Annotated in this window: 9 protein-coding genes; 3 read left to right on the plus strand and 6 right to left on the minus strand. The window is 40.0% G+C overall.

What is annotated here, in order from left to right:
- Window positions 1-9: 9 nt before the first annotated feature.
- The 6 genes from HMPREF0106_RS12980 to HMPREF0106_RS12955 form a co-directional block, all read right to left on the minus strand.
- Window positions 10-3,168, minus strand: coding sequence for a SusC/RagA family TonB-linked outer membrane protein (locus HMPREF0106_RS12980; RefSeq protein ID WP_232286774.1), 3,159 nt, complete (start codon window positions 3,166-3,168; stop codon window positions 10-12).
- A 74-nt stretch (window positions 3,169-3,242) separates the two neighbouring features.
- Window positions 3,243-4,475 carry an MFS transporter gene (locus HMPREF0106_RS12975; protein ID WP_009039908.1) on the minus strand — a complete coding sequence of 411 codons (1,233 nt, stop codon included), beginning with the start codon at window positions 4,473-4,475 and terminating at the stop codon, window positions 3,243-3,245.
- A gap of 6 nt (window positions 4,476-4,481) precedes the next feature.
- On the minus strand, window positions 4,482-6,122 hold the full coding sequence (locus HMPREF0106_RS12970; RefSeq protein ID WP_008644729.1) for a sialidase family protein: 1,641 nt from the start codon (window positions 6,120-6,122) through the stop codon (window positions 4,482-4,484).
- Between the two features lie 116 nt (window positions 6,123-6,238).
- A complete protein-coding gene (locus tag HMPREF0106_RS12965; protein ID WP_008644728.1) occupies window positions 6,239-7,150 on the minus strand; it encodes a dihydrodipicolinate synthase family protein in 912 nt (303 codons plus the stop codon).
- Window positions 7,151-7,186: 36 nt separating this feature from the next.
- Window positions 7,187-8,203, minus strand: a complete 1,017-nt coding sequence (locus HMPREF0106_RS12960) for a hypothetical protein (RefSeq protein WP_032851307.1) — start codon at window positions 8,201-8,203, stop codon at window positions 7,187-7,189.
- 47 nt (window positions 8,204-8,250) lie between these two features.
- Window positions 8,251-9,003: a FadR/GntR family transcriptional regulator gene (locus HMPREF0106_RS12955; protein ID WP_009039910.1), complete on the minus strand. Its 753-nt coding sequence runs from the start codon at window positions 9,001-9,003 to the stop codon at window positions 8,251-8,253.
- A gap of 413 nt (window positions 9,004-9,416) precedes the next feature.
- Here HMPREF0106_RS12955 and HMPREF0106_RS12950 point away from each other — a divergent pair, with 413 nt between their 5' ends.
- From HMPREF0106_RS12950 to HMPREF0106_RS12940, 3 genes are all read left to right on the plus strand, one after another.
- Entirely contained in the window at window positions 9,417-10,043 is a 627-nt protein-coding gene (locus tag HMPREF0106_RS12950; RefSeq protein ID WP_004314827.1) for a hypothetical protein, read from the plus strand.
- 300 nt (window positions 10,044-10,343) lie between these two features.
- Entirely contained in the window at window positions 10,344-11,369 is a 1,026-nt protein-coding gene (locus HMPREF0106_RS12945; protein WP_009039911.1) for an AI-2E family transporter, read from the plus strand.
- Between the two features lie 56 nt (window positions 11,370-11,425).
- Window positions 11,426-12,598 carry a glycosyltransferase gene (locus HMPREF0106_RS12940; RefSeq protein WP_009039912.1) on the plus strand — a complete coding sequence of 391 codons (1,173 nt, stop codon included), beginning with the start codon at window positions 11,426-11,428 and terminating at the stop codon, window positions 12,596-12,598.
- Window positions 12,599-12,600: the final 2 nt, after the last annotated feature.

Genomic DNA, 12,600 nt, shown 5'->3' on the forward strand with positions numbered 1-12,600 from the left:
TTTAAGTGATTAAAAAGTAACCTTTGCTGCTACAGAAAGACGCCTCACTGGAGGATAATTACTATATGAACTATTATAAGTAGAAGCAGTTCCTATTTCAGGAGAGATTCCTTTCACAGCTGTAAAATAATAGAGATTGCTACCAGACAGAGTTAATTGCAAATTTTCAATACTAATCTTCTGCATCCATTTTTTCGGGAACCTATAACTTAAAGAAACATCTCGAATACATAGATAATCACCTTTATATGTAAATACATTAGAAACCCTGTTGAAATTGCCTTGTCCGGTTCCCGAATCATTTGCCCAGAACTTGGCATACCGAGTAACGTCCCCCGGTTGCTTCCAACATTTCTCTACATCTTTAGCTAATGCGTAGTTCGTAGAGAAAGTTGCATAAAAATATCTGCTAAAACTTTCATCATAAATTGAATGTCCTAACGCATAATCCAAATAGATATTCAAAGACCAATTTTTATAAGTAAAGGTATTGCCAATACTTCCGGTCACAGTAGGTTCAGTGGTTCCCAAACAAAACAAATCCTGATTTTTTGTTATCACTCCATCCTTATTTCTATCAGCCCAAATATAGTCACCAGCAAATTTCCGACCAGCAACGGTCGTTCCGTCTTTATAATTAAATCCTCTTGCCATCTGATCATATTCTGCTTTGGCAGCTTCCTCATCTGTTTGATAAATTCCAATAGCTTTATATCCGTAGAAACGATATAACGGTTCTCCTTCTGCCAATCCGCCAAAAAAGGTTCCATTTCCGTTAGAATATATCGGATAATCGCTTGTCCCCGTACGATTCTTTGCCATTCCATTATTAGGGAGTTCCAGTACTTTATTCTTATTTTGTGAGAAAACAAACTTAGATTCCCATTTGAAATCTTTAGAATCAATATTTTGTGTTGTCAACTCCAATTCATATCCCCAAAAACGTACAGAGCCAAGATTAGTCTTTATGGATGAATAACCAGTAGTATTTGGTAAGCTCATATCATACAGCAAGTTCTTGGTCTTTTTATTATAAAAGTCGAATGAAAAATAAACACGATTATTCAATACACCCAGTTCAAGTCCCAAGTCCATTTGAGTAGTGGTTTCCCACGTCAGGTTCTGGTTAGGCAGAATTGTTCCTCTTACGGCTGCATTGCCGTTGTACTTATAAGTAGCCGTATATTTTCCAAGAGCATCATTCACACCGATTCCGTTGTTACCGGTAGTACCATAACTGAATCTCGCTTTCAAATAATCCAGCCAATGCATATCCTTCATAAATTCTTCCTCACTAATAATCCATCCAGCAGACATGCCCGGGAAGAATCCCCAACGATTGTCTTTTACAAACTTAGAAGAAGCGTCGTAACGTCCGGTCAAAGTGAGTAGATACTTCTCTTTGAAGTTATAATTAAATCTTCCAAAGAATCCTACCTCCACATCTTTATTCATTGTAGAGGACCCTAAAGTTTCGGCCGATGCATCAATCGTGGTTATCTTATCACTACTACCTCCAGTGCCGTAAGCATACAGTTTCTCATAATCTCTCTTCTGATAAGCATAACCTACCATGACATCCACATTATGTTTTTGCTGTATACTGAAATTATAACGAGTATATAATTCTGTTTTCAACCGGTTTGTTTCGGTCCATGTAGAAGTCGCTTCACGAGCTTGTGAATAATAGTTAGACTTCATAAACGTACTCTGTTTGTTCGTCGTGTCATAGTAAGAACCCGATAAGTTGACAGACCATTGTGGCAGAATCTGCCATTTCAGATTTCCTGCCAAAGAAAGATATTTAGTTATATCGGAGTCATCATTATAATAATTATAAAAAATAGGAGTCTGTGAAGTTGCATTATAACCTTGCGCCGGAGTACCGTCCTCCATGTAAACTATTTGTGTAGGAGTAGCCGATAATCCGCGGGAAATAGCATCTCTTTGGTTAGCATAAGCTTCGGATGAAGTCCGTTGAAAGTTGACATTAATATTGGCAGTCAGATTGTCTGAAATCTTCGCTTCTGCATTGCTCTTTAAATTAAACCGCTTATAGCCAGTTGCCAGCCCGACACCGCCATCGTCCGTGTATCCTACACTGGCATTATAACGAATAATATTGCTTCCTCCGTCAATACTTAAATGGTAGTTCTGCCAAAGGGCCGAACCGAACATCAAACCTTGCCAGTCAGTATCACAGAACATCAATGTTTTTGACGGATCCAAAGGGTCGGGCATTGTCTTCCAACCATTAGGAACAACATCTCCATCATTATAATAACGGGTAGAATAAATACTGCTTCCTGTGTTGGCAGATGAAACAGAATAACCGGAACTTTGATTCCATTGTGGAGACGGACTAATAGCAATAGCCGGTCTTAACACATTTATATATTCTTCCGCATTTAGGAAATCACGTAAAGTTTCCGGTTCTTGATGGGCTACACTTGCTTCAAATGTGATTCGGGGAGCACTATTAAATTTTCCTTTCCTTGTAGAAATTAAAATAACCCCATTAGATCCCCGCGCACCATATATAGCTGTAGAAGCAGCATCTTTCAACACATCTATGGAGGCAATATCCTCTGGAGTGATGTCATTCATACTTCGTTCTACCCCATCGACTAATACCAAAGGTTCATTGCTTTGGGTGATGGAGGAACCGCCTCTTACCTTAATAGAGAATCCGCCACCGGGAGTATTATTTGTTTGTACCACCCGAACTCCGGAAATTCGTCCTTTTAACCCCTCTACCGGAGAAGAGATAGACATATCACTCAACACATCTCCTTTTACTTTGGAGATTGAAGAAGTTATCGTCCGCCTGGAAGCCTCTCCATAACCTATTACTACAACATCAGAGAGAGCAACTACCCCGCTTCTCATTGTTACAATAATATCCTGCCGACCTTTGACATCGACCTCTTGCGTATCCATACCAATGTACGAGAATATCAATACCCCGTTAGCGGGTGCCTCAATGGTGAATTTACCATCCACATTTGTTATTGTTCCTCCATCAATGCCTTTAACAAGAACCGAAACCCCTATTAACGGTTCTTTTGCATCATCCAGAACTGTACCTTTCACTGTTATCTTTTTAGGACTTGTACCCGACTGGTCAGGCGAGGCCTGTGCCGAAGGATACCATAGACAGAGAAACATCAACAAGACCCCTACAATATGAGTTGTCCTGCTATTAAAAAATTGTGCATTTAACATAACTAAAAAATTAAAGATTAATCTTTCATATCAATTGTTTTAGGTCGCAGACAAGTGACCAGAATAACCAGCATAGCCAGTACCAATATAGCAAGCAGTGCAAAATCACGTCCCAAGTGTCCGGCATCCATTGATTCGCCTAAAAGGCTTGTAATAGTAGCTCCGGCAAATACACCACACATATTCATGATACCATAAGCGGTTGCCCTGTAACGTGCAGATACAAACTGACAAAGAATAGGCATATTATTTGCGTCAAACATGCCAAAACCTATTCCGAATAACACCGCTCCCATGACCAATGCAAAAATAGAATGACCATATCCGATAAACAGCAGGGAAGGTATGATAAGCCCCAAACCCAACGCACCGGTATAAACTCTTCCACGTACATTTTTTAATACCCATCGATCCGAGATGTATCCACCTGCCAATACTCCGAAGAGTGAAGATAAGGCTATAGAAATGGTAGACATAGGACCTGCTACTGAAATATCAATAGACAAGCTATCAGAAAAAAGAGTTGGTAACCAATTCTTTGCCGCCCATCCCGGAGTACCCGGCACACAGAAATAAAATAAGATAACCCAGAAGAAGACATTAGAGAATAACATTCCCAAGCTCTTCAATACCGGAATCTTTTTCATCTTCTGATTCTCCGAGACATTTCCTCTCTCTTTATCACGTAGGAAAAATGCCAGAATAATACCATAACCTACACCTATAATGCCAAACCAATGAAACGTGGTATGCCAGGAATAGATTGCTGCAAAAGTAGCTCCGAACCCACCGATAGCCTGTCCTACATATAATCCCGTCATATGTATTCCCACAGCCAGCGAACGAGTTTTATCTTTGTGAAAATCAGCAATCAGAGACAAAGCAGCAGGTAAATACAGTGCTTCACTAACTCCCATAATCCCACGCAACCAATAGAGTTGATTGAAAGTGGTGGCATAGCCCATCAGATAAGTAACTCCCGACCATACACACAGACTACCTACAATCAACCATTTACGGTTCACACGGTCACCGATAATACCCGACAAAGGACTCATCAGTCCGTATACCCACAGAAAGACAGCCATCAGACGACCAAAATTGGCAGCCGATTCCAATTCCCGGACATCCTCCATCATCGGAATTCGCATAGTGGAAAGCATTTGCCTGTCCATATAATTCAGCAAAGCAACACCCCACAATAGTCCGACTACTACCCAGGGATATATATTTGAAGTTTTATTATTCATGCCTGTTTACTTTAAAATCTCCGTTAAATCGATTTTTATAAAAGCTAAATCCGACTGACTGCTCTCATATAATATGCCTATTGAATTTTCATCTATGGACGTAATGCAGGAATATCCGGCACTGCGATATTGGTCGAAAAGAATCCAATGTTCCTCCGGCCAGGTCATTCCATCATCAAAACTCACTTTCAAAGTCAGTTTATCCCTTTTCCCATAATCATTCGGATTTACAAAGAGAAGCATGCTTTTCTTTTTTCCTTCTTCTATATATTCATGTCGGTGCAGGCTTGCCATACAGGTAGGTTCCACCAGTGCCTTTCTTGAAGTAGGATGTTCCTTCCAACTCGCTCCCAAATCGGTAGTCGTACAAATTCTCCGACCGTTCACCTCTTTATGTCCTCTGTTCCGGTTGTCACGCATGTTCAACATCAGGACGCCATCATTCAATTGTACGACACTACATTCCGTTACATCCTGATATGCAGAGTTGCTGGTCACCCACGTCTTTCCGTGATCTTTACTATACGTAATATTTGAGAAAGGAAGTCCTTTTTCATCACGTCCCTGTGTGGGAAATACCAACGTGCCATCCTTCAACGTAATCCCTTGTCCCGGTGCCGGTGCAAACAGCCACCATTCAGGGTGTTTCGTCTTTGCGGTTATATTATCCGGAAAACTCCAGCTAAGACCGTCATCCGTACTTTTCGCTATCATAAACTGGCAGGTTTCTTTTAGTCCTGTTCCGGGTTGGGAGCCTTTTCCTTTCCATTGGTGTGTCCAGACCGTGCTACTTTCATTCAATCCTTCTATCCACTTGCCATCTTTATCCAGCAGGCCATGCATCCACAATCCGGCTACATAAATGTCACCTGTATTTTTATCGACTAGAATACAAGCATCGCTCACTCCATTGTATTTCTGCGGCAAGCCGCCCCATTCTCCCATATCTAATACAGTCTGAACAGGTTGCCAGGTCAATCCCTGATCCGTACTCCGATGAAGAGCAATGTCTATATTTCCTTGCAAATCACGAGAATAGTCATAACGGGCATCAAAAATGGCTAACAAAGTTCCTTGATTGCTGGTAGCCAATCCCGGAATACGTGACGAAACACACCCATCCTGTCCTTTCTGCCGTACCGCTACTCCTACCCGCAAAGGTTTACTTCCTTTTTCCGAGATTTTCAGATTGCCTTTAGTCGTTTTAATCCGGTTACAGTTAAGTTGAATACGGTGATCCAATGAAACCGTATCTTTCAACGTCACGGCTACCCAAAAAGACAAAGAATCCTGATTTACCTGCACTTTATCAGTAAATGATATTTTACGTGCAGCGGGAAGTGATTTATATAGCAAACGGGATGTATCTATCAGTCCATTTTCTTGTGTACCATATATAGCAACAGAAACAACATCTGCCACATCTGTACTCCCTAATAAATCTAAATCTATTTGCTGAATGGCGTAAGGTTGATTGTCTGCCCTGATTAGAGTAACCTTTAATACAGGACTTGCCGATTTCTTCACCAACACAGGAATTACCGGTCGTTCCAGCACCCATTTTATTTCTTTACCCAAAGACGTGGCTGGCAATACCAATAATAAAATCATTGAAAATATGATTAATATTTCCCTTCTTACTTTCATAGTATTTTTATTTTAGGTAATTTTGAACGCATTTAACTAGATTTGAGGGGAATGACAGAAAGTAAAATAGCTAAACCCCAGCAATATACTTTTACTGTCATCTCCTCTTTTTATATCTAAAAATCGAAGAAATTTATTGCATCTAAATCACCTTTTAATTTGTCATACTCCTCAACTGAAAAAGGTTTTATCGGTAAACGACAACTGCCACAATCAATACCTATTAATTTCATGATAGCTTTACCTCCACGTACGCCTCCACCATATTTAATGATAACTTCCACTGTACGTATAGATTTCATTTGCCAGACACGTGCTGTTTCCACATCATTTTGCTTCATTGATTCAAAAATGGCATGGTAAACATTGGGAATATAATTATATGTACTTCCTACGCCTGCCACAGCTCCCATTGATAAACCTGCAATCAGAATCTCGTCAAAGCCATGCAGAACTTCAAACTTATGCTGCTCCAAATCGATGCAAGCCCCCATCTCCATCAGGTTATTATGAGTAAATTTAGTACCTACCAAGTTTGGTATTTTCTTCTTACCCTCTACCAAAAATCTATCTACCGGCAAATTAACCCCTGTGATCGACGGCATATTATAGTAATAGAAAGGCAGTCCACTGGCAGACCTGCAAACCGGAGCAAAAAAATCGATCAACTCATCTACCGTTCCCGGCTTGAAAAAAGACGGAGCTATTGAAGCAATGGCATCGGCTCCTGCTTTTTCCGCATGACATGCCAATTCCATAGCACTCCGTTGACAGTTTGAACCTACATGGGCAATCACTTTGAACCGCTTACCAGCCGAAGCAACCCATTTTTCAAGAATTAATTTACGTTCATCAATCGTCAGCGAAGAGAATTCACCGGTCGTACCGCACACAAACACCCCTTTAATAGGAGTTGATGCGATCCAATCAGCATATTTTTCAATAACAGATAAATTTACATCCCCATTTTCATCCATTGGGGTGAAGGTGGCCGCAACCATCCCTTCCAGTCTTTCATAATTGTTCATAATGCATTTAATTAGATTTGATATTTCATTTTATTTCTAGAAACTTCCTTTTAGAATAAATGGCGTCCGTATTCCCGGCTGTACCTCACCACTTACGATGAATACCTGATTTCCGACAGAAACAACATTTGTAGTAACCGGAATGCGATAAGGACATTCGAGCGCATCTACCAGAGAATTCGTACTTGCACTGACTACTCGTAACTTGCGGCTGAATCCCGGATGCTCGGAAGATGTAGGAAGAATCTCTTCCACTCCCCCAAATAGCAGAATCTTATCCTCCCCGTATGGTATACCAGTCCCCGCCATTACAGGAAAAGAACCGATCATTTTACTCCATTTTCCAATGCCTGGCTCAAATACGTACCCCTCCGTATGTTCTACCATCGCCTCATCCGGAGCATAACTTCTTCCGCTGAAAAGATAAAATCGTTCCCCTTGAGCCACGCCTACTGCATAGGAAAGAGAAGGACCATTCCAATCCGGCATTTCTTGCCATCCTCTTTCTTTATGCATCAAATCGAGCATGTAAAAATGATGAGTCGACTGTTCATTTACCATAGTCTCTTGCCCCCCAGCAATATAAATACAGTTATCACCCATTGCTCCCGTTGCATTCGCCAACGGAACTGGCAAAGATGGATAACTGACAGAGTCTATCACAAATGAATCTTCTTCTTTCTTTATCAGGAAAACGTTATCACTACACTGCGTACGATCACACCCTCCAATACACAACAATCCTTCCGGCAAACTTATTGAAACTCCATAAGCAAGCGGGCGATCGAGAAAATCATCATAAACAGTCCATTTTCCCGTTTGTAAATCATAGCTATATAAAGTAGACCACCAAGTTTTCGTACCTCCTTCCCAAGGATACTTATCCGGGAAATTAGCTCCGCCCAGCACAAGCAACTTTCCTTCCACTATCCCGGAATATGCACCTGCTAATCCGACGTTCTCCGGCATGCCGGCGCATCCTGGAAGCAGCAATGAGTTTTCCCATTGCACCTCTATCCTCTTTTCCTTTTTTCTCAAACAAGATGTATTCATAAACAATATTATTAAGGATAAACATAAAATGATGAAATGTAGTCTTTTCATATCCCTTCTACCTTTTCACTACTTTCTTTTTCTGCCATCAACTCCTGACTCCGATTGACCTTGAAAATCTTATAAACCTCAAAATGTCTTTCGATGGCATCCCGGTATCCTTTTTCATCCCCTTTTTTTATAAAATCCAGCAAATCAGCATGAGTAGCTATTTTACCACTTTTACTCATTTCTATATTTATAGGTTTCAAATAATCTTTGAATTTTTCTTTCACATAGACAAGTATAGGGTGAATGATTTCCTGAAATTCGGATATTATTTTATTTCCAGTGATTTTATATAGTTTCGTATGAAAAGCCGATTCACTGATTAATGCGTATTCATTATTCTCAAAAACAATTCCCATTTTCACTATCTCGCTTAATTCTTCGATGTCTTTAGGAGTTATCTTACGGAAAATATCGCTTGATATTCCTATTTCAAGTGCAATTCTGAAATCTAACAGATCTAAAATAGTTTCTTCACTCAAAACACGAGGATCTATCACTCTTTTCATCCCTCCTAAAATAGAAGGTTCGGTCAGAACCATTCCTTTGCGAGGACGTGCATGAATCAGCCTCATCATTTTCAAACGACTCAATGCTTCTCTGACAACACTCCTTGCAACTCCTAATTCTGCAGCCAGATTATTCTCATTGGGAATTGAATCTCCACGCCTTAAGTCATTCTTTTTAAAGTAAGTAAGCAGACTGTCTTCCACCTGATCGATTAATGTTGTTTGATTAATTTCTATCTTCATATTATTAGAATTTTATGATTTGTATTATTTGTCTGACAAATAATACAAATGCAATATTAAGGGATTTTTTTAGAATACAATAATATTAGTATAGAAAAACACTCACTTATGCTGAAAAACATAATTTTCGGCACAGGACAAGAAACGTTTACTTGTTCAACACATTAGAAGATTATTCCCAAACATTGCATCAATTACTTGTCCGCCTCACATAAAACAAATACCTTTACTGCATAATTTTCATTATCCCTTTACAACAAAACAATTATTTTCAATGCTTAAAACAAATAGTTTTTTATAACAGGACAATAGACACCCTATAACAGGACGAGCAAAATTATACTAAGCAGTTTCATAAAAGCTACAGTAAAAAACAATAAAGAATACAGAGAATATATTTAATTATCAGAATAATGGCATATTACGACTTTAAGAAGAAACCGGCTCTCACTACAAAAGAGGGAGAAAAGGATGTGTTGTACCCCAGCATTGTATTTAACGGCACTATCAACACCAAACAACTATTGAAACAACTCGTTGCCCGCACCGGATACAAGCCGGGAGTGGTAGAAGGTACACTGATGGAACTTGTAGACCTCGTGGGAGAATACATAGGACAAGGCTACCGGGTAGAAGTAGGTGAGTTCGGTTATTTTTCCGGAAAGATAAAATCCCGACTGGTGAAAGATAAAAAAGACCTGCGTTCACCTTCCATTCAATTCAACGGAGTGAATTTCCTTGCTTCCAAAACATTCAAGAAGAAAGCAACGGGTAAACTGGAACGGGCTCAAAAACTATTTTTCCAAGCTTCAAGCCAACTGGATGACGAAGAACTGAAAAGAAGACTACTTGAACACGTCAACCGATATGGATTCATCACACGCACCACATATACCGAACTGACCGGACGACTGAAAAATAAAGCATTAGAGGATTTAAAGCGGTTTGCCAAAGAAGGCATAATCTGTAAAGTGGGACGTGGGAATCAAATGCTTTTTGTGAAAAACCAAGAGGATAGTCAAACAGAGCAGAATATATAACATAAAAAAAGGCTATCTATCCCAGACAGCCAATCTTTGTTAACCTTAAATCTAATACTATGAAAAACACATTACAAAGATACGAGCTTTTCGGTTATCTCCAAATTTTCAGGTCAAAGCAGCGTATCTTATAACATGGTTTAATAGAAACAACCAATCCGTTAACATTTAACATAAATCAATTGGATATTAACGAATATCCGCTCAATGAAACCAAACTGTTTTCATTTCGTTATCTCACCATAAAACAAACCTTTCCTATACCTTAATTGTTCATTATATAAACGAATTTCACATGATATGAGCACCAAAGAACAATACTGGAAATATTCCCTCATCGTCATCATCCTATTTATGGGGATCATCATCTTCCGACAAATCACTCCATTCCTGGGAGGATTATTGGGAGCACTCACTATTTATATTCTTGTACGCGGACAGATGAGATATCTGGTAGAAAAACGAAAGCTAAAACGTAGCCTAAGTGCTTTACTGATTACCGCAGAAACTATTTTTGTCTTCCTTATTCCTTTGGGACTGACCGTCTGGATGGTAGTAAATAAACTACAAGATATCAATCTGGACCCACAAACGTATATCGCACCGATCCAACAAGTAGCCGAATTTATCAAAGAGAAAACAGGATATGATGTATTAGGAAAAGATACATTGACATTCATTGTCTCCATACTTCCCCGTATCGGACAAATCATAATGGAGAGTATCAGCAGTCTCGCCATCAACCTGTTCGTCATGATCTTTGTACTTTATTTCATGTTGATCGGAGGGAAAAAAATGGAAGCATACGTCAACGATATTCTGCCATTTAACGAGACCAATACTCAAGAAGTGATCCACGAAATCAATATGATTGTTCGTTCCAATGCCATCGGTATTCCCTTGCTGGCTATCATTCAGGGAGGAGTAGCCATGATCGGTTATCTCCTTTTCGGAGCACCCAACATATTGATGCTGGGATTTCTGACCTGCTTTGCAACCATTATTCCGATGGTAGGCACCGCACTGGTATGGTTTCCCGTAGCCGCTTACCTTGCCATAAGCGGAGACTGGTTTAATGCCATCGGAATTGCTGCTTATGGAGCCATCGTCGTATCACAGTCAGATAACCTGATCCGGTTTATTCTCCAAAAGAAAATGGCAGATACACATCCGCTTATCACCATTTTCGGAGTAGTCATCGGTCTGCCGTTATTTGGGTTTATGGGAGTGATCTTCGGTCCGTTGTTGCTTGCGTTATTCTTCCTTTTTGTAGATATGTTTAAAAAAGAATATCTGGACTTACGAAATAACCTCCCGTCGAGATGACGGAACTACCGAAAAATTGTGTACTTTTGCCGTTGTAAAAACGACACTAAAATTTGATGGAAACATTTACATTCAATACTGTCGAACTGATTCTTTTATCAGCGGCAGGTATTCTTTTTATCATTCAGCTCATCTATTATTTTGGCCTGTACAATCGGATACATGCCCATAATAAGGCTGTACGCAAAGAAGAGGTACATTTTTCACGAGAACTGCCTCCACTTTCCGTAATTCTCTGCGCACGCAATGAGGCTGAAAACCTGCGTAAAATCCTGCCAGCCATTCTGGAACAGGATTATCCGCAATTCGAGGTGATTGTCATCAACGATGCTTCCACAGATGAAACCGAGGATATACTGGGAATGATGGAAGAAAAATATCCTCATCTTTACCATAGTTTTACCCCTGAAAGCGCACGCTATATCAGTCATAAAAAACTGGCCCTGACATTAGGCATTAAAGCCAGTAAACATGATTGGCTGGTATTTACAGAAACAAACTGTATGCCGGCAAGTAACCAATGGTTAAAGTTAATGGCACGCAACTTTACTCCGCAGACTCAAATCGTATTGGGATATAGCGGCTATGACCGTACAAAAGGATGGTTGCACAAACGTACCGCATTTGATACCCTCTTCCAATCCTTGCGTTATCTGGGATTCGCTTTAGCCGGAAAACCATATATGGGTATCGGACGTAACTTAGCTTACCGGAAAGAGTTGTTTTTCCAACAGAAAGGATTCTCCAAATACCTGAACCTGCAACGTGGAGAGGATGACCTATTCATCAACCAGTTGGCAACTCCTTCAAATACCCGCGTCGAAACAGACATCAACGCCACCACACGGATAAATCCTGTGTACCGATACAAAGAATGGAAAGAGGAAAAAATAAGCTATATAGCGACCGCAAGATATTATCAGGGAATACAACGATACCTTTTGGGATTTGAGACTTTCTCCCGTCTGTTATTCTATGTTTCCTGTATAGCAGGCATCGCATCCGGCGTCCTCAATTCTCATTGGTTAGTCGCAGGCATCGCACTGTTAATCTGGTTACTACGCTTCATCATGCAAATTGTCGTTATTAACCAAACAGCCAAAGAAATGGGAGGAAATCGGAAATACTATTTCTCATTACCGGTATTCGACCTTCTCCAACCTATACAGTCGCTGAATTTCAAGATTTGCCAATTCTTTCGAGGAAAAGGAGATTTCATGAGAAGATGAAT

It is taken from the genome of Bacteroides sp. D22, from assembly GCF_000163675.1.
Classification (GTDB): domain Bacteria; phylum Bacteroidota; class Bacteroidia; order Bacteroidales; family Bacteroidaceae; genus Bacteroides; species Bacteroides xylanisolvens.

Coding starts and splice junctions, on each gene's coding strand:
- HMPREF0106_RS12980 (WP_232286774.1), bottom strand. CDS start 3,168: ATGTTTCTCTGTCTATGGTATCCTTCGGCACAGGCCTCGCCTGACCAG.
- HMPREF0106_RS12975 (WP_009039908.1), bottom strand. CDS start 4,475: ATGAATAATAAAACTTCAAATATATATCCCTGGGTAGTAGTCGGACTA.
- HMPREF0106_RS12970 (WP_008644729.1), bottom strand. CDS start 6,122: ATGAAAGTAAGAAGGGAAATATTAATCATATTTTCAATGATTTTATTA.
- HMPREF0106_RS12965 (WP_008644728.1), bottom strand. CDS start 7,150: ATGAACAATTATGAAAGACTGGAAGGGATGGTTGCGGCCACCTTCACC.
- HMPREF0106_RS12960 (WP_032851307.1), bottom strand. CDS start 8,203: ATGAATACATCTTGTTTGAGAAAAAAGGAAAAGAGGATAGAGGTGCAA.
- HMPREF0106_RS12955 (WP_009039910.1), bottom strand. CDS start 9,003: ATGAAGATAGAAATTAATCAAACAACATTAATCGATCAGGTGGAAGAC.
- HMPREF0106_RS12950 (WP_004314827.1), top strand. CDS start 9,417: ATGGCATATTACGACTTTAAGAAGAAACCGGCTCTCACTACAAAAGAG.
- HMPREF0106_RS12945 (WP_009039911.1), top strand. CDS start 10,344: ATGAGCACCAAAGAACAATACTGGAAATATTCCCTCATCGTCATCATC.
- HMPREF0106_RS12940 (WP_009039912.1), top strand. CDS start 11,426: ATGGAAACATTTACATTCAATACTGTCGAACTGATTCTTTTATCAGCG.